This window comes from Haloarcula onubensis (genome assembly GCF_031624605.1).
GTDB classification, from domain to species: domain Archaea; phylum Halobacteriota; class Halobacteria; order Halobacteriales; family Haloarculaceae; genus Haloarcula; species Haloarcula onubensis.
In genome coordinates, this window is record NZ_JAMQOS010000001.1 from 450804 (window position 1) to 472581 (window position 21778).

The following is a 21778-nucleotide window of genomic DNA, read 5'->3' on the forward strand; positions in this document are numbered from 1 at the left end:
GTAGTAGCTGCCACACCAATGGGGCGTTATCTCGCCGTCGCGCTCGCGGTGCTCGCGCTCGCGGTGGTCCCGGCGCTGTCGGTCCCCGTCGCGGGCCACGCGCCGGACCGCAGTCCGCAGGTCGACGAGCCGGGGACCATCATCGAGGTCGGCGACGCCGGGGACAGGCTGTGGCCCTACACCAGCCGCTCGGAGCGCTTCGAGGACCGGACGCTGGTCATCAACGCCATCGTCACCGAGGACCCGGAGCGCGCCCGTGAGCTGCTCGGCGAGAACGTCGACGACGGGTGGGAGCGGACGAAACCGACCAGACAGCCCCTCGGCGCACAGATACAGCTGGCCGAGAGCAACTCGGTGTCGGGCTGGCGACACGCCCACGGGTCGATTCGGTACACCTACGTCGAGAACGACTCGGGCGAGGGGGCGTGGCTCGAACAGCGGTATCAGCTCCACGTCGGGACGTATCTGGGCTCGCGCCACCACGTCCGGGCCTTCGCCCCCGCCGAGGAGTCCTCGTGGACCGCGCTGCAGGCCCACTCGGAGTACTGGGACTGGTTCCGGCTTCGCCACACCGTCACCGACGTCCGGGGGACGGCGGACATGCTGGAGTCCGAGTTCCAGAACAGCGACGTGCGAGCAGTCGAGCGGCGACACCAGCGAAACGCCAGGGGGCTCGACCGCGGCATCGTCGTCGTGAGCGCGCTGGCACCGCTGGTCGTCGGAATCACGAGCCGGCGAGCGTGGGACAGTATCGACGAGGCGCTCTCGAAGCCCACCACCCGCGACCAGGCGCTGGTCGTGTTCGGGCTGGCGGCCGGGATTCCCCTCGGGGTTCGCGCCGTCGGCATCGGGTTAGAGGACGCCGTCCCGCTCGTCACGCCGAAGCTGTTCGTGGTCGTCCTGTACCCGTGTCTCGCCGTCGGCCTCCCCGTCGCCGTCGCCTGGTACGCCGCCGACCTGCCCCGGTGGCTGGCGGCCCCGGCGGCCGCTGCTGGACTCGCGCTCGGGTTCACCCTGGAGTTCGCCATGCTCGGGCTCGTCCCGCCGGACCGGATACTCCAGCACCGACTGCTCGTGACGGCCGCGCTCGGAGCGCTGGCGGCGGGCGGTGGGGACCGCCGCTCGCTGTTCACCGTCGCTGGTGTCGCTGTGTGGGTCTGGGGGCTGTTCGCCCCGCTCTTTGGCTTCCTGTGAACGTGCGTCCGCAAACACAGGGCTGTTATATCATGAGGTAAACACCTACAGTAATGGCGTCCCGTTCCGGTGGTGATGTGGGGGTCACCCGTCGGTCCGTAGTGGCAGGTCTCACCGGGGGGCTCGCCGCGACGAGCGGCTGTCTCAGTCGCATCCGCGCGCTCGTCGGCCGGAACCGGCCGACGACAGTCGCGCTCTCTATCAAGACGCTCCCGGTGGACCAGGACCCGTACGCGATAGCTATCGCTCGTCAGCTGTCGGCCTGGTTCGAGGCCGCCGGCATCCGGGCGACTATCCAGCCTATCACCGCCGAAGAGCTCTACCGACAGACCCTCGTCAACCACGAGTACGACGTGTTCGTCGGCCAGTACCCGGGTTCGTTTGCCGACCCCGACGCGTTCTACTCCCTGCTGCACTCCACGTACTCGGTCGAGTCGGGGATGCAGAACCCGTTTGGCTACACGAACCTCCTGATGGACGACCTGCTCGAACGACAGCGCCGGGAGACCGGCCGCCAGCGGACCGAGACGGTCACGCAAATCCAGCGCCGGCTCGTGCAGGTGTGTCCGTTCCTGGTGCTTGGCTTCCCCAACGTCATCAGGGCGGCGCGAACCGACCGCTTCACCGGGTGGAACGGGGTGTTCGAGCCGTCGCCGGTGAACCTGCTGACGCTGAACAGCAACGCGGAGTCGGCGACGCGGCTCCGCGCGACCACGCCGGACGACCGGCCGATGACGAACCTCAACCCGCTCATGTCGAGCCACCGGGGCCCCGCCGATATCACCGACCTGCTGTACGATTCACTCGCGTATCGCTACCGGGGTACCCTCTACCCCTGGGCGGCGACGAACTGGGAGTGGACGGGCGAGGACCCGCTGGAACTGGACGTGACGCTGCGAGACAACCTCACCTGGCACGACGACCAGCGCCTGACCGCGTCGGACGCGGCCTTCACCTACCGGCTGTTACGGGACACTTCTCTGGGGTCGCTCTCCGAGTCGGTCCCGACCTTCCGCTTTCGCGGGCGCTCCTCGCTCGTCGAGCAGGCGGAGGCCGTCGACGACGTGACCGTCCGCATTCGGTTCACCGACTGCAGTCGCCAGGTCGCCCGCCGGGTGCTCACCGTCCCGGTGTTGCCCGAGCACGTCTGGGCCGACCGCACGGACAAGGCGACGGTCAGCGGCGTCGACGTGGGCGTGACGACGACGGACGCGCTCGTGACGTCGAACATCCCGCCGGTCGGGAGCGGCCCCCTCGAGTTCACGTCGGTGACACAGGGACAGACGCTGGTGCTAGAGCGGTTCGACGACCACTTCATCGAGACGGCCGAGGAGACGGGCCTGCCGAGTGCGCTCTCGGACGGGCTGGCCTTCGAGGAGTTCGAGCTCCAGTTCGTCGGCTCCGACTCCTCCGCGGTCGACCTCATCGCGAACGACGAGGCCGACGTGACCGCACTGGGTGTGGGCCCCGACCTCACGCCGACCATCGGCCGCGCGAGGGACGTCTCGCTCAACGTCGACCGGAGCGGGGCGTTCTACTACGTCGGGTTCAACACCCGTCGCCCGCCGCTGACGAACCCTCGCTTTCGAAACACGATGGCCCGACTGGTCGACCGGGACAACCTGGCGGCGTCGGTGTTCGACGGCTACGTCGACCCCGCTGTCAGTCCGCTGGCGGGGACCCCGTGGCTCCCCGCGGACCTCGCCTGGGAGCCGTCGGACCCGGCCGTCCCGTTCCTCGGCACGGACGGCAGCGTCGATACGGAAAGCGCCCGCAAGGCGTTCCGGGCGGCAGGCTACCGATACAATGAACAGGGGCGCCTGCTCCAGTCCTAGCGATGGGAGTAGTCGCTGTCTTCCTGGAGGTCGTCGCCGTCCTCTCGCTCATGCTGACGCTCTCGCTGTCGGTCGTCGTCGGCCCGGGGCGGCTCCGAACCGCCGCCACGGACCTGTCCGAGCGCCTGCGGATGGCGGCCAGGCCTATCTTACTGCTCGTCGGCGTCCTGCTGATAAACAGCGTCGTCCGTAACGTCGGCGTCGACCTCTCCTGGATTATCGGCACGAACATCACGGAGTTCATCTTCTCCATCGAGGGGACGGTGGTCGCGACGATACAGTCGCTGGTGCCCGGCTGGCTGACGCTGTACTTCGGCTACGTCTACGTCTACGGCTACGCGTTCCTGCTGGTCTTTCCGCTGCTCGCGGCGATGCTCGCCGCCGAGCGACGCCACCTCCGACACACCGCCTTCGCCTACGCCATCAACTACACCGTCGGGATGTGTTGTTACCTGCTCTTTATCGCCTACGGGCCGCGCAACTACATGCCGGCGCTCGTCGAGCCGCTGCTGTTCGATACGCTCCCGCGATTCCAGTTGCTGACCAGCGAGGTCAACGCAAACACGAACGTCTTCCCGTCGCTGCACACCTCACTGTCGATGACGGTCGCCCTGCTGGCGATTCGGGACCACGAGACGTTCCCCCGGTGGACGCCGGTCGCCGTGTTCCTCGCGGTGAGTATCGTCCTCTCGACGATGATACTTGGCATCCACTGGGCGACCGACGTGGTCGCGGGCACCCTGCTCGCGACGTTCAGCGTCTGGGCCGTCTCCTCGGACCGCGTGGCGTCGCTGGGCGGGCGCTGGAAGGCGCTGTACGACCGCTGGCGCTAACGCCGCCGGAAGACGACCACGCCGTCGTTCTCGAAGGCCCGTTCGTAGCGCGGGCTCTCGGCGAACGACGCCTCGAGGGTGCCGTTCGCGTACCAGTACTCCCCCCGGACCGTGTACTCGCCTTTCGGCAGGTAGACGTAGTCGGGGTCGGCGTCGACCCGCGACATCGCGGCACTCGCACAGCTACGGTTGGGACACTCCGAGCCGTTGACGAACGCGTGCAGGTGGGCCTCGTAGGTGTCCGGCCCGCGCCACTCGGCGCCCCACGGGGAGACGAGGATGGTCCGGTCGGTCTGGACCGGGAACCACTCGGCGGCGTCGCCGAAGACGACGAACGTCGCGTCCGAGTCGGTCGCCGTCGCGGCCCACGCCATCGCGTCGGTGTCGGCGTCGTCGACGAACTCCGGGGTCGTGTCGTCCGAGCGGGTGAACTCGTAGCCGAGCCCGCCCAGCCCGACCAGCGAGGTCACGACGAGGGCGGCGACGACCACCCGGGCGGCCGCCGCGGTCGGTCTGGTGACGCCCCCGTCGGGCCGGTCGGGCGTCTCCGGCGCGGCGCGGGCGAGCGTCCGGTCGACGACCGCCACGAGCCCGTCGGTGTACCCCCTGCTGGCGAGTTCGGCGACGGCGGCCACCACCGCGACGGCGCCGACCGCGTAGGCAAAGCGGGGCTGGGCGAACAGCAGCCAGACGGCGGCGGTCCACGCCCCCAGCACGCGGTGTCGCGTCCCCAGCAGGGAAACGGCAGCGGCCATCGGGACGACGGCCCCCGTCGGGCCCCACTCGCGGAGCCGGTAGACCACGCCGAACAGGCCGCCGTGCGTGCCCGCGGCGCCGGAAAAGACCGCGACGCCGTGGTGACTCACCACGGTCGCCAGCCACGGCAGCCCCACCGCGAGCGCGCCGAAACCGACGACCGCGCCACGGACCAGCCCGGCCGGAGAGCGGTCGTAGCCGACCCAGAAGACGAGGTAGGTGGCGACGGTGAAGATGGTGTAGGTCGGATGCGTGTGTGCGACCAGCGCCACCGCGGCGAGCCCGGGGAGCAGCCACTCCCGGGCCCCGTCGCGAAAGAGTCGCAACGCGGCGTAGCTCCCCCAGAGCGCGAAGGCGAACGCCGGTGCGCGGACGAGCCCGCCGGCGCTTATGTGCCACTCCAGTACCTGTGGGTTCAAGACGAGCAACAGCGCCGCGGCGGTGCCGGCCCGCCGGTCGCCCACCATATCCCGGCCCAGCAGATACGCCGGGACGAGCGCCGCCAGGGTAAACAGCGGCGGGAGGTACAGCGACACCGCGAAGGCCCCGGCGCCGAAATCGCGCAACACCGCGAGGACGTAGAACATGAGCGGGGGGTACGCGAAGGGGACCCCCTCCGGGCCGTAGTGTGGCACCGTCGCCGGCAGCGCGTAGCCGTTCGCCCGGATGGTGTCGGCCGTCTCCACGTACAGTCCGGCGCCGTAAGCCGGGTAGTCGTTCGTCGCGAGATAGATGGCGACGACGGCCAGCCCGACCAGCAGCGGCCAGCCCAGCCACCTCGCGTCCTCGCTGTCGAGGGGCGACGCCGGCAGGCGTGCTCGAACGCCCGCTCGAACCCCGCCGTCGACGTGCGAGCCGGTCATCTGTTTCGTATCTGGACGGGCCACCGCAAATGCACTTCGACCGAGCGACGCCGCCACTCGACGACGGCCCAGGCCGCGAGGACGACGACCAGCCCCACCGCGGCCAGGGCCTCGACCGGCCCGACCCACCCCGGCAGCAGGTAGGCGACGCTGTTGACGACCGACTTCGGCAGCAGCGTCGTCGCCTCGCTCACCGCCGAGCGGTTCGTGGCGTTGGGCGTCCGGTTCGGGAGGCCAAGCGCCGCCGCGCTCCGGCCGCCCGCACTCTCGTCGCCCGTACCGAGGCGCTCTGACTCGTAGGGGAAACCGATACTGCTCGACCAGACGACGCTGCCGTTGCGCGCTAGCTCCAGGACGCGGTCGCCGTTGGAGTCGGTCACGAGCGTGTGGCCGTTCGGCAGGCGGTCGGCGTCCCGGGGCCAGGTCAGGCGCTGGTCGCGCCACAGCCACGACCGCTTCCAGCTCCCGTTGTGGCGCTGGTACTCGACGATGCGGCCGTTCTCCGAGTCCGCGACGAGGACGGCGGGACCACCCCGCTCAGGGGGGATGTAGTCGGGGTTGTGCTGTTCGTAGAGCCGGCTGTGGTTGCCGTCGCTGCCCAGCGTCCAGTTCTCGCGCAGGCCGGTCTCCATGTCGACGAAGACGACCTGGTCGTGGTTGCGGACGCTCACCATGACGGTGGGACGGCCGTCGAGTTCGACGTACTCGACGTCGTTGATGTGGGTCCAGTCCTCGGGGTAGGGCCCGCCGCTGCTCGTCGAAAAGTCCGTCTGGGCGTCCCACGACCACGTAACTTGTTCCGTGGTGGTGTTGACCACGAACGCCCGGTCCTGGGCGATGTCGGCCACGAGCAGGCGCTCGTCGCCGATGCGGTCGGCGTCGTGCCACCGCGTCGAGTGTTTCCCCGGCGTGATGCGCGAGTAGACGTGGGTCACGTTGCCGGTGGTGAGGTTGACCCGCTCGACGCCGTTTCGGGTACAGACGCTCTCGGAGTGACAGTCCTCGGGCGCGAGGTGGTCGGCGTAGAGATATTCGACGGTCGCTCCGGTCCCCTCGACCGGGTCCACGTCCCAGTAGCGGGTGTGGCTCTCGTTGCGGTAGTAGACGCTGCCGTCCGGGGCGAAAGCGACCAGTTCCGCTCGCTTTCGCGGGCCGTCGCCCTCGTCGGTGATAAACGCCGTCGAGTCGGTCGCCACGACGGTGATATTGTCCCTCGGCGGGACGACTCGCTCGCTCGCCCCTGACTCGGTGCCGCCGGCGTCGCTTCCGGTCATCGTCGCGTCCGTCCCGGCGGTGGCGTAGCCGCCGACGAGTACCGCGGCGAGAACCAGCGTCGCCAGCGCGAACGCGACGCTGACTCGCCGCCCCGCGAGCAGTGTCTGCAGGGTCATGATAGTCCCGCCGCTGGCGGTGTCGGGAGTCCCCCGTCGCGTTCGGACATGTTCAGTCGGTCCGGACCGGAATCCACCACACCCGCGACCGGCCGCCCACTTTCTTGCTGGTTATATCCGTCTCGGCTTCGAGGTCGTGGAGCTTGTTCAGTGCCGTCCGGCGCGAACAGCCCAGCCGGTCCGCTATCTCCTTGGCCGTCAGCGGCTCGGCGTAGTCGCCCCGGTCTTTGAACACCTCGATGACGTCCGACTCCGTGTACTGGACTTCTCGCCCGGGCGGTGACATAGCCGAACCGACGGGAGCCGGGTACTTAGTTTTCGCCCGACGGTATTCGGTAGTGTCTGGCTAATATATCGACGCTCCCGGCAGCTAGTCGGCGCCGTCCGGTACACCGCCCCTCAGGCCATGCTGCGGACGGGGTCGTCGGCGGCGTAGAACTGCCCGTGGAATCCGTATGGAAGCCGGTGGGGCAGGGGCGCCCGCGCCCGCTCGGTCATCGTCGCCGCGTCGAGTACGATCAGAGACGAGCCGTCGTTCTCGCCGTCCAGCACGACCGAGAGGACGACGCCCTCGGCGTCGGCGCCGTCCGGGGCGCGGACGAAGATGGGCTCGCCCGGAAAGGTGCCGGGCTCGCGCCAGGTCACGGCCTCGCCGTCGGGCACGGTGACCCGGGCCAGTCGGGTCGGCAGCGCCGACTCGCCGTCGGCCTCGGCGACGTAGACGTGGTCGTACTGCCGGCCCAGTACCCGCGGATAGTCGACGACGGGAAACTCCATGTGGCCCGCCCGGAGCGTCTCGCCGGTCGCCCGCCCGCCGTCGAGCGGGAGCCGATACCGCTGGAGGTCCCCCCGCGGTACCGACGGTGACTCGCCCCGGAGGTTCGCGAGCGTCAGGTCGGTCACGGCCCGCTGGTTCCGGTAGCCGACGAGGTCCACCACGAGGTCGTCGCCGTCCCTGAAGGCGTTGACGTGGTGGTAGACGAAGAGGGGGTCGACCCGGTTGCGGGTGGCGACCGCGCCGGTCTCGCGGTCGACGACGACGAACTCGCCCGGTCGGTCGAACCGTTCGAAGCTCTCGACGAACGTCCGGCGGGTTATCGCGCCGAGCAGGAGCTTCCTCGGGTCGAGGCCGAACGGCATCGCCGGCAGGACCGCGTAGCGCTCGGTCAGGGCGAACGAGTGGACGTAGGGCGCGTCGTCGAAGGCGACCGTCGCCGTCGGCGCCGTCGCCGGCCCGTCCCGGCGAAAGAGGGTGTAGGTCGTCGCCCGGCCGTAGGAGACGCCCAGGTTGACCAGACACTCCCGCCACGGGTCGTAGTGGGGGTGACCCAGCGTGAGGTCGGCGTCGAGGTCGGTCGTGAGGTCGGTGCGCCCCGTCGTCTCCAGTGTGTCGGGGTCGAGCGTCAGCGCGACCGGCGACTCGGTGATGGCGGCCAGTTCACCGTCGATGCGGGCCACGCCGATGACGGGGTTGTCCGGGAACTCGCCGGTCAGGGCCTGCCGGAGCCGCGTCCACACGGGCCGGTCGGGCGCTGTCCCGGGGAACTGCGTTCGCACGCGCCCGCGCTCGCGGGCGAAGACAAAGTCGTGGCTCCGGACGAACCGATTCGTGTAGGTGACGCCGTCGCCGATGTCGAGCCCGCGCACCATCGCCAGCGGGTCGAACCAGTGGCCGAGCGTCCGGTCCCCGACCTCGAACTGCCCGGGGCCGTTCCCGACGTAGGTGCCGGTCAGCCACGCCGGGAGTTCGCCCTCGACGGGAAGCTCGACGCTCGTGACCTCCTCTCGCTGGGTCTCGAAGCCGCGGCGGTGCGGAACTGTCACGTCTGCTATCAGTTGCGGCGAGTGAAGAAGCTGTGGCCGGGGGTGTTACAACTCCTGTAACATCTGTCGGCGGATAAGTATAGGGGCCCGCCACCGGACGGTTCCATCGGGGAGGCTGCCCTGACCCGAAACCGGACGCTTCGGCCCTCCACAGCTGGCAGCGCCTCGCGCTGCCCGTCCCCGTTTAGCCGTCCCCGCTCGCCGTCCCCGCGTTCTCCCGGTCGTACACCGCCGACAGCGGGACCGACCGCTCGCGGTGGCGCTCGAACACCGCCGTCGTCCACTCGTAGAGTTCGCCCGACCCGGCTTCGAGCACCGCCTTGAGGTTGTTGGCGTCGTCGTAGGCGACCACACAGCAGCGTTCGTCGTCGAAGGCGACCCCGAGAGACAGGGGGGTCTCGTGGACGTAGATGCTAATCCGGTCGTGGTCGACGCCGAACTCCAGGTCGGACTCGTACTGCGCTCTCGACTGTGCCAGGACCGCCGAGTCGATGATGAACTCGATGTCGGTCCCCCCGCTCAACAGTTCGGCGCCGATTTCGTTGAACGGCTGGGCGACGACGGGCGAGATGGCGCGCATCTCCCCTTCGACCCCCTGTAACCACTCGGTGAACCGACTGAGGGCGGCCAGCGGGCTCCCGTCCTCGCTGACCGTGAGCCGCCCCCTCTCCAGTGCCGCCACCGGCAGGTCGTCGCCTTCCGGGCCGAGATGGGCCGTCAGGGGTCCCAGCCGCCGGCCACACGTGACCGCCTCGTGGAGCGCCGCGTACCGCTCGTAGACCCGCCGTCCGGTCACCGTCGCCCGGTAATCGCCGTCGCGTTTGACGACCCACCGGCGCTCGCGGAACCCGGCGAGGATGCGCTGAATCGTCGTGCGCGTCACGTCGATGTCCGCACAGAGTTCGTGGGGACGGGCCGGCTCTTCACAGAGCGCCGCGAGGACGGCCGGGCGGTGTCGTGACCCGGTGAGAAACTGGACGTCCCCGTGTGCCGCCTGGTCCCGTTGCATCGCTGTTGGCCACCCATTTGGCTGCCAGGATTGTTAGTGATACGGTTGGCCGTGCGTCGTTCACGGACCGCCACGGGGCAGCATCGGTCGTCCGGGCACTACCGTTTCGAGAACCGCGGCCGCCGGTGCCCGATGCCCGGTAAGCGCCTGTTACCGACCCCAGCGCGGCCTTACCCCTGAACAGCGCGCTAATACTGATGCGCCTCTGGGCAGCCGTGTGTGGTGTGTGCGCTCTTCTGTGCGAGCACGTGAGCCGCCGCCGGCTGCGCCTGGCGCTGCTCGCCGTGGTCTCGCTATCGGCGCTGGTGGTCCTGCAGGGCGCGACGACGGCCCCGAGAACCGGGACCGCCGCCGACGTGCCCGAGGCGCCGCCCCGCGAGGGCATCACCGTCGCGACCGAGTCCGCCCGCTACGGCACCATCATGGCCTGGTATCCCAACGGCAGCCGGCTCTACTACGAGGACGAGCACACGAAGTACTTCGACGTCGACCCGGTGAAGAACACCTCGGCGACCGTCGAGTACACGGCCACCGACACCATCCACACGAGGGGGCCGACCTGCTGGGACCCGCCGTGTGCCCGCAACCTCGTCGAGCGGACGAACCTCTCGACCGGCGAGACGACCGTGATACGCGCCCGCTACGACGACACCGAGACCGCCGCCGAGTGGCACGACCACGCCCGTCTCAGCGAGAGCGAAATCGTCATCGCGGACATGGTCGCCGACCAGGTGTTGCTCGTCAACACCACGACCGGGCTCACGGAGTGGCGCTGGGACGCCCAGAACGCCTACCCGCTCACGAGCGGGGGCGGCTACCCCGGCGACTGGACCCACCTCAACGATGTGGAAGTGCTCGACGACGGGCGCATCATGGTCAGCCTGCGCAACCAGGACCAGGTGGTCTTCCTCGACCGCGAGACGGGCGTCCAGTCGAACTGGACGCTGGGGAGCGACGACAACCACAGCCGCCTCCACGAGCAGCACAACCCCGACTTCATCCCCGCGGAAAACGGCGGTCCGGCCGTCGTCGTCGCCGACTCCGAGAACAGCCGGCTGCTGGAGTACCAGCGCCGGAACGGCTCGTGGCACCGGACGTGGACGTGGACCGACGGGCGGATGCAGTGGCCCCGGGACGCCGACCGCCTGCCGAACGGCCACACGCTCGTGACCGACACCCACGGCGACCGCGTCCTGGAGCTAGCGCGCAACGGCAGCGTCGTCTGGTCGATACCGCTTGCCCACCCCTACGACGCCGAACGGCTGGGCACCGGCGAGGGGAGCACCGACGGACCCAGCGCCGTGCGGGCGAACCTCACCTCCCGAACCGGCGGCCAGCGAACGGGCGACCCGACCGCCAAGAGCGACCGGGACACCGTCGTCGCCGTCGCGAAACTGCTCCGGCAGGTCGTCCCGTCGCGGTGGCTGAACGCCCTCTACTACGTCGCGCCGGTGTGGGTGGGGATTCGCGAGACGGCCGCCGTCCTCGTCGGGCTGGCGGCGCTGTCGCTGTGGGGCCTGGCCGAACTCCGGTGGCGTCCGCTTCCTGTCGGGGTTCGTCTGCCGGTGTACCGGCGGTCGTCCGACGACGGGGCGGACGACGGGAACGCCGCTGGCGACGACAGCCGCGAGCCCGCCGCCGAGGGCCAGCGAGCCGACGGCGACTCCCGGTCCGACGATTAGTTCCCGGAGTCGTATTGGACGTCGGTGAAGAACGGGTACGACGGCGTCGACACCCGGTCGAGTATCTCGTGGGTCTCGCTGTCGAGTATCACCAGCTGGTCGCGGCCGGTGAGGGTGACGTACACCTCCTCGCGGTACGGCGAGACGAAACAGCCGTGCGGGCCGAGGCCCGGCGAGACGAACTCCCGGTCGGGGAGTCGCGGCCGTATCTCGTCTTGGTCCTCGACGGTGACGATGTCGTCGACGCGGTACTCGCTCGGGTCCGTGCCGTCTTCCGGCGACCGATAGACCGTCACCGCGTCCGATTGCACGCCGGCGACGAATATCTTCTCGCCGTCCTGGGTCGCGTGGATGTCGGCGTTCTGGTCGGTCAACGGCCGCTTTCCGAGCAGTTCGCGCTCCTCGGTGTCGACGATACCCATGTCGTTCGACAGGGCGTTGGCGGTGTAGAGGAGGCCACGCTCCTGGTCGACGTGGAGGTTGTGCGGCGCGTTCTCGACTGTCACCCGGTCGACCATCTCGCGTTCGTCGAGGTCGATGAACCCCACGCTGTTGCCGCCCTGGTTCGTGACGTAGGCGTACCCCGACTCGACGTCGAAGACGACGTTGTGGGGCGCCTCGCCGACGTCGATGGTCTCGGTTCTCTCCAGGGACTCGTTGTCGACGACGGCGACCTGATTCGAGCCGGCCACCTCGACGAAGGCCTCCTCTGTCTCCGGGTGGACGTTGACCCCGCGGGGGGAGGCCTCGAGCGGGATGCGCTCGACCTCTTCTCGCCGCTGGATGTCGACCACAGAGACGTCGTTGGAGGCGGTGTTGGGCGCGTAGGCCAGGTCGCCGTCGGTCGAGACGGCGCAGTACAGCGGCTTCTCGCCCACCGATATCTCGGCGGTAATCTCCCGGTTTGCCTGGTCGAACAGTGCGACCGCGTTCGCGTTCCGACACGTGACGACCAGTGGTCTGTCGCCGCTACCTCCGTCGGTTCCCTCGGTCGTCTCGTCGTTCTGTCCCGCGACGACGTCGCCGACGACGGCCGTGCCGCCGAGCGCGCCGACCGTCTGTAGTACCGACCGCCGGTCGAACCGTGTGACGTTCACTGGAAAAGCACCATCGGTAGTAATGAACGGTATCGCAAAGGCAGACGGCTTGTAACTGCAACAGTCGATGTCTGACCGGCGGTCGACGCACGGGTCGCCCGCAGAGGTGGCCGCGGCGTCGGCCGGGAACAGGTTGTAGTGTTTCCCGCGCAGGTCGCCGGCGATGTCCTCGACGTGACCCCCGGTAACGTCGCCGGCCAGACGGCGGACGCTCTCGGCGTGGTCTTCCCCGTAGACGGGCGCGTAGCCGGCGTCGAGACTGACACCGGAGTCGGAGAGCGCGCCCGCGTCGAGGGCGGCGGGCCCACGGAGGACGGTGGCTCGAAACCGGAGGCGTGACGCGCCGGAAAATATAAGAAATGGAACAGCTCTTTCCCTTCGGGCGCCCAGTTTCGACCCGGAGGAACTTACTGTGACAACGTACGCCGACTGGGAGTCCCAGCAGGACCACGCCGCGGTCACCGTCGACGGACACACTCTCGACGTCGCCTACTACGACGCGGGAACGGGCGACCCCGTCGTCTTCGTCCACGGCATTCCGACGAACTCGTTCCTGTGGCGAGACGTCGTCGAACCGATAGCAAAGCACCGTCGGGTCGTCGTCCCGGACATGCTCGGCTACGGCAACTCCTCGCTGGCGGACACGTTCGACCGCTCGATTCGCGCACAGGAGCGGATGCTCGAGGAACTCGTCTCGACACTCGACCTGGGCACCGTCTCGCTCGTCGGCCACGACCTCGGCGGGGGTGTCGCGTTACGCTACGCCTCGCACACGCCTGAACTGGTCGACCAGCTCGTCCTGTCGAACGCAGTCGCTTACGACTCCTGGCCGGTCGAGACGATTACGGAACTCGGGCTGCCCGGGCACGCCGAGCAAAACGACGCCGAAGATATCCAGCGGCTGCTGGAGAAGATGTTCGGGAACACACTCGCCGACGACCCCGACGAGACCTTTCTGGAGGGGATGACGGCGCCGTGGGCCTCCGAGGCGGGCGTGACGGCGCTGGTCCGTGCCGCCGTCGCGACGAACACCAACCACACCACCGAAATCGACCCCGAGACCATCGCCGCCGAGACGCTGTTGCTGTGGGGCGCCGACGACGAGTTCCAGCCCATCGAGTACGCCGAGCGCCTCGACGACGACATCGCCGACACGACGCTGACTGGGCTGGAGGGGGCCACCCACTGGGTGATGGAAGACCGCCCCGAACGGTACCGCGACGAACTCACGGACTTTCTCGTCGGGTAGGTCGGTCACTCCGCCGCGGTCGGGCTGTCGTGACGTGGAGTGGTATATCCCGCTGGGTCCCCTAGAGCTTGCGATGCTCGGCTACGCCTGTATGAACCGCACCCTCCGCGAGCGCGAGCCGCCACTGCGGTGTAACCGCGGCATGCAGCGAAAGACGTGGGAGTCCCGCGGTATCGAGTATGCGGCCGAACTGGCGCGACGGAACCTCGCCGACCTCTACGAAATCCTGCAGTGGAACGCCGAGAACGATATCTACTTCTACCGGTGTAGCTCCGACCTGGTGCCGTGGAACTCGCAGTTCGACCTCGAAGACCTCCCCGACTACGGCGGTATCGCGGACCTCGCAGCCGACTGTGGTGAATTCGTCAGGGAACACGGGATGCGCCTGACCTTCCACCCGGCCCACTGGTGCAAACTCGCCAGCGAGACCGAGTCGACGGTCGAGAACTCGCTGACCGCGGTCGAGTACCACGCCGACTGGCTGGACCTGCTGGATCTGGACCGCTCGCCGTACTACGGCATCAACGTCCACATCGGGGCGACCTACGGCGACAAGGCCGCGACGGCCGAGCGCTTTCGCGACGCCGTCGCCCGTCTCTCGCCGGGCGCCCGGAAGCGCCTGACCGTCGAGAACGACGACAAAGCGAGCCTCTGGAGCGTCCCGGAACTTGTCGAGGCGGTCGGGGAGACGGTCCCGGTCGTCTTCGACTACCACCACCACCAGTTCACTGACCGCGGGTTGACCTATCGGGCGGCGTTCGACCTCGCGAGGACTACCTGGGGGGATATCCGCCCCGTCGCACACTACTCGGAACCGGCGCGCCTGCACGGTGCCGACGCCCGACCGCAGGCCCACGCCGACTACGCCGCCGCCGTACCGGCGTGGCTCCGCGAGGCCGCCGACGTGATGGTCGAGGCCGGCGCGAAGGAACGCGCCCTGCTGGCGCTCCGTGCGGGAGCGGACTGACGCTCAGTGGCGCACGACCGAGCTATCGGCCGTCGTTCCGTCGTCGCTGCGAGCCGCTCCCGGCGGCTTGCGTTCGCAGGCACGGCCACTTAGTTCGTGACCCTCGCACCTGTGCGTACAGTGGTACAGACGGGGGTCTCGCCGGTCGAACAGTCCGCGAGCCGCGATAGCAGTCCGGACGGACCGTGAGCGCGCCGTCCCGGAGCCGACTGGGCTGGTGGGCCTACGTCGCCGCCCTCGCGGTGGCGGTGGCGGTCATCGGCGCGACGTTTCTCGACCTCCTCGCGCTCGGCCTCTTTGGCTACTACGCGACCCGTCCGGTGTACGACCGCCTGGACGGCGTCGTCGACTCTGACCACCTCGCGGCCACGCTGACCGTCCTGACCGTCCTCGTCCCCGTGTTTCTCGTCGCTATCTACGCGGGGTTACAGATAGCCCGGCAAGTCCGTCGGCGGTTCGACCAGGGCGTGGTGGCGGCGCTCAACTCGCGGCTCACGCATCTCGACGCCGTCCCGAGATGGCTGTGGACCGACCCGCAGCGGTTGCTCGCGAACCCGCCTTCACTGACACGGCTGTCGAACCTGCTGTCCGGTCCCGGCCTCGAACGATTGCTCGGACTGCTGGGCACCGTGTTCGACACCCTGCTGTTGCTGGGGCTGGCGACGGCACTCGCGTACGCGCTCTTGCGCTACGACGACGCGCTCGCGGAGGCGTTCGCCCGGACGCTGGGCGGCCCGGAGACGACGGTGTACGCCTACGGGCTCGCCGTCGACGACGACCTCGAATCGATATTCTTCGGAAACCTGCTGTTCGTGCTCGTGATGTCCGTCATCTCGACGGCGGCCTACGCGGCGACCAACGCCTTCGCCCCGCCGGGACTCCACGTGCCGCTGGTGCTGCCGCTCGGATTCCTGACCGGCGTCGCCAGCCTGATTCCCATCGTCGTCGGGAAGGTCGTCTACCTCCCGGTCGTCGGCTATCTGGGCCTCTCGGCGATGGCGTCGGGCGGGCGCGGACTCGGCTTCGTCGCCGCGGCGCTGGTCGGCTACGTCCTCGTCCTCGACGTCCTCCCCCAGACGTTCCTCCAGCCCTACGTCACCGGCCAGCAGCTCAACACGATTGTCCTGCTGTTCGCGTACATCCTGGGCCCGATATTCTTCGGCTGGTACGGCTTCTTCCTCATGCCTATCGTCTTCGTCCTGGTCATCGAGGCGGTCCGCGTCGTCCTCCCGGACCTGCTCCACGGCGAGCCCCTCGACCGGTCGGCCGACGTCGCCGAGGACACCGGCGCGTCGCCGGCCGACCTGAGCGAGGACGCCGACGACGGGTCGTCGGGCGAGGACGGGAGCAGCGCCCCGCAGGACTGATACCGCCGCTATCCCGGCCAGTCGGCGACGCCCACGGCGCGGGAATCTTATCGCTCTCTCCCGAAGGGCCGCGTATGTCCTTTCAGGTGAAGACGACCGGCCGCCTCGACATCGTCGACGTCACTGCCGACGTCGAGGACGCGATTCCCGACGACTTCGGCGACGGCCTCTGTACCGTCTTCGTCCAGCACACCACCGCCGGCGTCGTCGTCAACGAAGCCGAACAGCGCCTGCTCGGCGATATCGAGAGCTACCTGCGGGAGGTGGTGCCCGACGAGGACGGGTACGCACACGACGCGCTCGACGGCAACGCCGACTCGCATCTCCGGGCGCTACTGCTCGACGAGAGCGTCTCGGTACCGGTCAGAGAGGGGGCGCTCGCGCTCGGGACGTGGCAGTCGATACTGCTACTCGACTGTGACGGCCCGCGGACGCGGTCGGTGACGGTGACCTGCACGTCGTAGGCGACGACGGGAGTGGCGTCTCCGCTTTGTCGTCATTCCTTCGCGTCGGTCGCGTCCCCCTCGCGCCACCGGTCGATGACACCACTGACCGACTCGTTGACCGGGAACCGAGAGAGCGCGTCGGCCGCGTCCGTCGCCGCGAGCACGTCCCGCACCGCCCCGTCGGCTTCGGCCAGCCGCAGGTCGATACCCCTCTCTGCGAGGTCGTCGTGGAGTTCGCTGAGCATATCGGCCGCCGTCAGGTCCACCGTCGGCGAGGACCGCAGGTCGAAGACGACCAGCCCGACGGCGCTCTCCCGGTCGTCGAGCCGGTCCAGCAGGTCCCGCCGGACCGTCGGGGCGTTGGCGAAGAACAGCTCCGCGTCGACGCGGTAGACGAACACCGACGGGACGCGCTCGTTCGCGGGGTGGCGCGAGCGGTCGCCGAACTCGGTGCCGTCGGGGACGCGGCCGAGTTCGGCGGTGTGTGGGTACGTCGCCCGGCCGACGACGACCAGCACCGAGATGAGGACGCCGATGAAGACGCCGTAGAGCACGCCGAAGACGAGGACGCCGACGAGCGCCGAGGCGGCGGTGAGAAACTCCAAGCGGTCGGCCCGGTAGAGGCGCCGGAGCCCGGCGACGTCGACGAGGCCGGTCACGGCGACGATGACGACGGCGGCCAGAATCGTCTCCGGGAGCGTCGTCAGCAACTCGGAGAGAAAGAGCAGGACGACCACGATGACGACCGCGATAACACCGTTCGTCAGCTGCGTTCGGGCGCCGACGGCGTCGTTCAGCGCCGACCGGGACATGCTCCCGCCGACGGCGAACCCGCCGCCCAGCCCCGCGAGCAGGTTCGTGAGGCCGGTCGCCAGCAGCTCCTGGTTCGCGTCCGCCCGGTAGCCGTGGCGCCGGGCGAACGTCTCGACGGCGCCCATCCCCTCCACGTAGGAAAGCAAGAACAGCGCCAGGGCGACCGGGAACAGGTCCGTCACGGCGGCGGTCGAGCCGGTCGGCACCGACAGCGACGGGATTCCGCTGGGGACCGTCCCGACGACGGCGACTCCCCGGCTCGTCAGGTCGGTCACGGCGACGAGGGCCGTCGAGAGGGCCACGACCACCAGCGCCGTCGGGAACCGCGGCGCCGACCGCTCACCGACCAGCAACACCGCCAGCCCGGCGCCACCCAGCGCCGCCGTCTCCGGTTGCAGGCTTGCGAGGTTCGTGACGACGGCCCACACCCGTTCGTAGAACGTCCCGTCGCCGCCCTCGATGCCGACCAGCTTCCCGAGCTGTGTCGAGACGACGAACAGCGCCGTACCGGTGGCGAAGCCGGTCAACACCGACTCGGAGATGAAGTTCACCACGAACCCCAGGCGCAACAGCCACGCGACCAGCGCCACCGCCCCGACCAGCAGCGTCGTGAGCCCGACGAGTGTCGCGTACTCCGCCGGCGTCCCGGCGCCGACGCCGCGGACCTGCGTCGCCAGCAACACGGCGAGTGCCGACGTCGGCCCGTAGACGACCTGTCTGGACGACCCGACGAAGAGGTACGCGACCACGGCGAAGAGGCTCGCGTAGAGGCCGGTCTCGGGGGGTAATCCCGCGAGCGACGCGTAGGCCATCCCCTCCGGGATGACCGCCGCGGCGACCGTGAGCCCGGCGACGATGTCACCCCGGAGCCACGACGGGTCGTACTCCCGGAGCCACTGGTAGATGGGCAACACCGCCGTCACTGCGGACCGCGCGGAGGATGGCGCCATCCCGGGTCGATGTGTTGACAGATACGCCGCCTAAGCGTTCGTCCCGGACGACTGTCGTTTCACAGTCGGGTCCTCACCAGTCGCCCCGCCGGTGTTCGTCACGCCCTCGCCAGGAACCGCGACGGTCGGGTGACCGCTGTCCGAACCGCCGTCCCACTGGTGACCCACTCCCTCCAACGAGTGGCGCTCGAAATAAGTTGGATAGTTTATACTTTCCCGGGCTGTAGTGGCTACTGTGACTCATTACCATGGTTTACGACGCTAACGCCTCACGTGTACCGACCCGGCCGTCGCTCGGGGGTAGCTAGCCGTGCGGTCGATTCTCCTCACGGCGACCAGCGAAGGCTGTGGGAAGACCGGCATCGCGCTGGGACTGGCCCTCGCGGCGACCGACCGCGGCTACGCCGTGAGCTACATGAAACCGAAGGGGACGCGCCTCCAGAGCCACGAGGGGCGGGTACTCGACACCGACCCGCTGCTCGCGCGGGACCTGCTGGGTCTCGACGCCGACATCGACGACATGGAACCGGTGGTCTACTCGCCGACGTTCGTCGACCAGGCCATCCGGGACACCCTGCCGAGAGACGACCTCACGGGCCTCCTCCGCGAGCGATTCGAGACGCTCGCCGACGACCGCGACCTGGTGGTCCTCGAGGGCGGGGGGAGCTACACCACCGGCGGCGTCGTCGAGTTGACCGATGCGGACGTGGCGGCGGCGCTGGACGCCGACGTGGTCCTCGTCGCGCCGTTCGCTGACCCGGCGGATATAGACGGCGTCCTCGCGGCGGCGGCGGACCTCGGCGACCGACTGGCCGGCGTCCTGTTCAACCCCGTCCCCGACGCGCAGTTCGACTACGTCGAGGAGGCCGTCGTCCCGTTCCTCGAATCGCGGGGCGTCCCGGTGGTGGGCATCCTCCCGCGAGTGAAGGCCCTCGCCGGCGTACCGGTGGCCGAACTGGCCGACCACCTGAACGCGACGGTGCTCACGGACACCGCTCCCACCGAACGGACCGTCGAACGGTTCCTCGTCGGCGCGATGTCCGGCGAGTCCGCGCTCCGGTACTTCCGTCGGACACGCGACGCGGCGGTCATCACCGGCGGCGACCGCTCTGACCTCCTCTCGGTCGCACTGGAGGCCGGCGGCGTCACCTGCGTGATACTGACCGGCGGCCACCCGCCGGCCGACGCGCTCGTCAGCAAAGCACAGCGCCGGGATGTCCCCCTGTTGCTGGTCCAGGCGGACACGCTGACGACGGTCGAACGCGGCGAGGAACTCGTCCGCAGCGGCCGCGTCCGGGACGCCGGGACCGTCCAGACCGTCCGCGACCTGCTCGCCGACCACGCCGACCTGGACGCGCTGGTCGGCCCCGGGGCCCAGACCGGGGAGTGAGTAGGCTCGCCCGCCACGGGAGTGGGCTATCCCGCAATCCCCGGGAGCCAATCTGTGGACGAACCGTACCGTAGCTGGCGACCGGTGCTTATTCCGCTGGCCGACGATATGTCTGCCGACTGTCCTATGACCGACGACCCCGTCCCCATCGAGACGCGGCTCTCTGAACCGGAGTACTACCGACCACCGCCGTCGTTCGTCGGCCAGGCGAACGTCACCGACCCGACCGTCTTCGACGAGTTCGACCAGTTCCCCGAGGGGTTCGAGGCCTACGCCGAGCGACTGGACTGGGACGAGCGGTGGGACACCGTCTTCGACGGCAGCGACCCGCCCTATTTCCGCTGGTTCACCGGCGGTCGGCTCAACGCCGCCCATAACTGCGTCGACCGTCACCTCGAGGAGTACGCCGAGAAGACCGCGTTCGTCTGGGAGGGCGAACCCGGTGACTGCCGTCGACTCGCCTACCAGGACCTCTATCGGGAGGTCAACGAGTTCGCCGCCGCGTTGCGTGCCGTCGGCGTCGAGGAAGGCGACGTCGTCACGCTGCACCTGCCGATGGTGCCCGCGCTGCCCATCTCGATGCTGGCCTGTGCCCGCCTCGGTGCGGTCCACAGCGAGGTGTTCGGGGGCTTTTCCGCCCCGGCGCTGGCCGACCGCATCGCGGACGCCGACAGCCGACACCTGATAACTATCGACGGCTACTACCGACGCGGCGAGTTCCTGCAGCACAAGCGGAAGGCCGACGACGCTCGCGAGCAACTCGACGACGACGTCGACGCCGTCCTCGTCTGGACCCGCGAGGACGACCTGCATCCGGCCACCGAGTTGACCGAACGCGACGTGCTCGTCGGCGACCTGCTGGCGGTTCACCGCGGCGACAGCGTCGACCCCGTCCCGCGGGCGTCGACCGACCCGCTCTTCCTGATGTACACCTCCGGGACCACGGGCAAGCCAAAGGGCGCCCAGCACGGCACCGGCGGCTACCTCAGCTACGTCACCGGCACCACCCACTCCCTGTTCGACATCCACCCGACGGACACCTACTGGTGTTTCGCCGACATCGGCTGGATTACCGGCCACTCCTACATCGTCTACGGCCCGCTCGCGAACGCCGCCTCCTCGGTGCTGTACGAAGGGGCGCCCGACCACCCGCATCGCGGCCGCGTCTGGGAGATAGCCGAGAAATACGGCGTCGACATCTTCCACACCTCCCCGACCGCCATCCGGCTGTTCATGCGCTGGGGCGAGTCGCACCTGGAGCCGTACGACTTCGATTTCAAGCATCTCACTTCCGTCGGCGAGCCCATCCAGCCCGAAGTCTGGCGGTGGTACTACGACCACGTCGGCGGGGGGGACAGCGTCGTCATCGACACCTGGTGGCAGACCGAGACCGGCGGCGTGGTACTCAGTAACCTCCCCGCGCTGGCGGATATGAAGCCCGGGTACGTCGGCCGACCGATGCCGGGCATCTCCGCCGCGATTCTCGACGACGACGGGGCCGAACTCGAAGCCGGCAGCGGCCAGGCCGGCTATCTCGTGCTGGACCGACCTTGGCCCGGGATGCTCCAGACGCTGCAGGGCGACGACGAGCGCTACATCGAGGAGTACTGGGCCGACTTTTCGGACCTCGACAGCGACGACTGGCGCGACTGGGTGTACAAAGCCGGCGACAGCGCCGTCGAGGCCGCCGACGGCTACTTCAGGGTACTCGGCCGCATCGACGACGTGATGAACGTCGCGGGCCACCGCCTCGGGAGCATGGAACTGGAGAGCGTCATCGTCGAGGTGCCCGACGTCGCCGAGGCCGCCGTCGCCGCCCGCGACCACCCCGAGAAGGGGCAGGTCCCCGACGCGTACGTCGTCCTGCGCGAGGACGCCGAGGCCGGCGCGGAGGTCCGCGAGGCCGTTCGGGAGGCCGTCGCCACGGACATCGGGAAGTTCGCCCGCCCCGACCACGTCACCGTCGTCGACTCGCTGCCCTACACCCGCAGCGGGAAGATAATGCGTCGGCTGCTGGGCGAGATAAGCAACGAACGGCCCCTCTCCGATACGACGACGCTCGAAGACCCCGCCGTCCCCGAACGGATTCGCGAGCAGGTCTCCGGGGAGTGA

18 protein-coding genes are annotated in these 21778 nt (G+C 69.2%); 11 read left to right on the forward strand and 7 right to left on the reverse strand.

Annotated elements, in window-relative coordinates:
- Window positions 1-18: 18 nt before the first annotated feature.
- The 3 genes from NDI86_RS02355 (at window position 19) to NDI86_RS02365 (ending at window position 3862) form a co-directional block, all read left to right on the forward strand.
- Complete coding sequence (locus tag NDI86_RS02355; RefSeq protein WP_310898785.1) at window positions 19-1194, forward strand: hypothetical protein; 1176 nt, start codon at window positions 19-21, stop codon at window positions 1192-1194.
- 101 nt (window positions 1195-1295) lie between these two features.
- Complete coding sequence (locus NDI86_RS02360) at window positions 1296-3029, forward strand: ABC transporter substrate-binding protein (RefSeq protein WP_310898786.1); 1734 nt, start codon at window positions 1296-1298, stop codon at window positions 3027-3029.
- 2 nt (window positions 3030-3031) lie between these two features.
- Entirely contained in the window at window positions 3032-3862 is an 831-nt protein-coding gene (locus NDI86_RS02365) for a phosphatase PAP2 family protein (RefSeq protein WP_310898787.1), read from the forward strand.
- Here the strand turns inward: NDI86_RS02365 and NDI86_RS02370 are convergent.
- From NDI86_RS02370 to NDI86_RS02390, 5 genes are all read right to left on the reverse strand, one after another.
- Window positions 3859-5481, reverse strand: a complete 1623-nt coding sequence (locus NDI86_RS02370) for an ArnT family glycosyltransferase (protein ID WP_310898788.1) — start codon at window positions 5479-5481, stop codon at window positions 3859-3861. The two genes, NDI86_RS02365 and NDI86_RS02370, sit on opposite strands and share 4 nt — an antisense overlap.
- Complete coding sequence (locus NDI86_RS02375; RefSeq protein WP_310898789.1) at window positions 5478-6872, reverse strand: aryl-sulfate sulfotransferase; 1395 nt, start codon at window positions 6870-6872, stop codon at window positions 5478-5480. Before NDI86_RS02375 ends, NDI86_RS02370 begins: the two co-directional genes overlap by 4 nt.
- A gap of 52 nt (window positions 6873-6924) precedes the next feature.
- On the reverse strand, window positions 6925-7158 hold the full coding sequence (locus NDI86_RS02380) for a helix-turn-helix domain-containing protein (protein WP_220586463.1): 234 nt from the start codon (window positions 7156-7158) through the stop codon (window positions 6925-6927).
- Between the two features lie 113 nt (window positions 7159-7271).
- A complete protein-coding gene (locus NDI86_RS02385) occupies window positions 7272-8696 on the reverse strand; it encodes a carotenoid oxygenase family protein (RefSeq protein WP_310898790.1) in 1425 nt (474 codons plus the stop codon).
- Window positions 8697-8880: 184 nt separating this feature from the next.
- Window positions 8881-9705 (reverse strand): helix-turn-helix transcriptional regulator, encoded by an 825-nt coding sequence (locus NDI86_RS02390; RefSeq protein ID WP_310898791.1) that lies wholly within the window; start codon window positions 9703-9705, stop codon window positions 8881-8883.
- 248 nt (window positions 9706-9953) lie between these two features.
- Here NDI86_RS02390 and NDI86_RS02395 point away from each other — a divergent pair, with 248 nt between their 5' ends.
- Entirely contained in the window at window positions 9954-11387 is a 1434-nt protein-coding gene (locus tag NDI86_RS02395; protein WP_310898792.1) for an aryl-sulfate sulfotransferase, read from the forward strand.
- Here NDI86_RS02395 and NDI86_RS02400 read toward each other — a convergent pair.
- A complete protein-coding gene (locus tag NDI86_RS02400) occupies window positions 11384-12484 on the reverse strand; it encodes a YncE family protein (protein WP_310898793.1) in 1101 nt (366 codons plus the stop codon). The genes NDI86_RS02395 and NDI86_RS02400 overlap by 4 nt on opposite strands.
- Window positions 12485-12622: 138 nt before the next feature.
- On the opposite strand from NDI86_RS02400, the gene NDI86_RS02405 reads away from it, so the two are divergent.
- From NDI86_RS02405 to NDI86_RS02425, 5 genes are all read left to right on the forward strand, one after another.
- The gene (locus NDI86_RS02405) at window positions 12623-12823 is read left to right on the forward strand and encodes a hypothetical protein (protein ID WP_310898794.1); all 201 of its coding nucleotides are present in this window, start codon (window positions 12623-12625) and stop codon (window positions 12821-12823) included.
- Window positions 12824-12896: 73 nt separating this feature from the next.
- On the forward strand, window positions 12897-13733 hold the full coding sequence (locus tag NDI86_RS02410; protein ID WP_310898795.1) for an alpha/beta fold hydrolase: 837 nt from the start codon (window positions 12897-12899) through the stop codon (window positions 13731-13733).
- A gap of 73 nt (window positions 13734-13806) precedes the next feature.
- Entirely contained in the window at window positions 13807-14700 is an 894-nt protein-coding gene (gene uvsE, locus NDI86_RS02415) for a UV DNA damage repair endonuclease UvsE (protein ID WP_417936245.1), read from the forward strand.
- Window positions 14701-14885: 185 nt separating this feature from the next.
- The gene (locus NDI86_RS02420; protein ID WP_310898797.1) at window positions 14886-16067 is read left to right on the forward strand and encodes an AI-2E family transporter; all 1182 of its coding nucleotides are present in this window, start codon (window positions 14886-14888) and stop codon (window positions 16065-16067) included.
- A gap of 74 nt (window positions 16068-16141) precedes the next feature.
- Window positions 16142-16531, forward strand: a complete 390-nt coding sequence (locus NDI86_RS02425; RefSeq protein ID WP_310898798.1) for a secondary thiamine-phosphate synthase enzyme YjbQ — start codon at window positions 16142-16144, stop codon at window positions 16529-16531.
- Between the two features lie 32 nt (window positions 16532-16563).
- Here NDI86_RS02425 and NDI86_RS02430 read toward each other — a convergent pair whose 3' ends face one another.
- Complete coding sequence (locus NDI86_RS02430; protein WP_310898799.1) at window positions 16564-18276, reverse strand: SulP family inorganic anion transporter; 1713 nt, start codon at window positions 18274-18276, stop codon at window positions 16564-16566.
- A gap of 310 nt (window positions 18277-18586) precedes the next feature.
- Here NDI86_RS02430 and NDI86_RS02435 point away from each other — a divergent pair, with 310 nt between their 5' ends.
- Both NDI86_RS02435 and acs read left to right on the forward strand, forming a co-directional pair.
- The gene (locus NDI86_RS02435) at window positions 18587-19666 is read left to right on the forward strand and encodes a phosphotransacetylase family protein (RefSeq protein WP_310898800.1); all 1080 of its coding nucleotides are present in this window, start codon (window positions 18587-18589) and stop codon (window positions 19664-19666) included.
- A 126-nt stretch (window positions 19667-19792) separates the two neighbouring features.
- Window positions 19793-21778 (forward strand): acetate--CoA ligase, encoded by a 1986-nt coding sequence (gene acs, locus NDI86_RS02440; RefSeq protein WP_310898801.1) that lies wholly within the window; start codon window positions 19793-19795, stop codon window positions 21776-21778.

Excerpts from the sequence above, each read along its gene's own strand:
- NDI86_RS02370 (WP_310898788.1), bottom strand. The coding sequence starts at position 5,481 with ATGACCGGCTCGCACGTCGACGGCGGGGTTCGAGCGGGCGTTCGAGCA.
- NDI86_RS02375 (WP_310898789.1), bottom strand. The coding sequence starts at position 6,872 with ATGACCCTGCAGACACTGCTCGCGGGGCGGCGAGTCAGCGTCGCGTTC.
- NDI86_RS02355 (WP_310898785.1), top strand. The coding sequence starts at position 19 with ATGGGGCGTTATCTCGCCGTCGCGCTCGCGGTGCTCGCGCTCGCGGTG.
- NDI86_RS02380 (WP_220586463.1), bottom strand. The coding sequence starts at position 7,158 with ATGTCACCGCCCGGGCGAGAAGTCCAGTACACGGAGTCGGACGTCATC.
- NDI86_RS02365 (WP_310898787.1), top strand. The coding sequence starts at position 3,032 with ATGGGAGTAGTCGCTGTCTTCCTGGAGGTCGTCGCCGTCCTCTCGCTC.
- acs (WP_310898801.1), top strand. The coding sequence starts at position 19,793 with ATGACCGACGACCCCGTCCCCATCGAGACGCGGCTCTCTGAACCGGAG.
- NDI86_RS02430 (WP_310898799.1), bottom strand. The coding sequence starts at position 18,276 with ATGGCGCCATCCTCCGCGCGGTCCGCAGTGACGGCGGTGTTGCCCATC.
- uvsE (WP_417936245.1), top strand. The coding sequence starts at position 13,807 with ATGCTCGGCTACGCCTGTATGAACCGCACCCTCCGCGAGCGCGAGCCG.
- NDI86_RS02390 (WP_310898791.1), bottom strand. The coding sequence starts at position 9,705 with ATGCAACGGGACCAGGCGGCACACGGGGACGTCCAGTTTCTCACCGGG.
- NDI86_RS02425 (WP_310898798.1), top strand. The coding sequence starts at position 16,142 with ATGTCCTTTCAGGTGAAGACGACCGGCCGCCTCGACATCGTCGACGTC.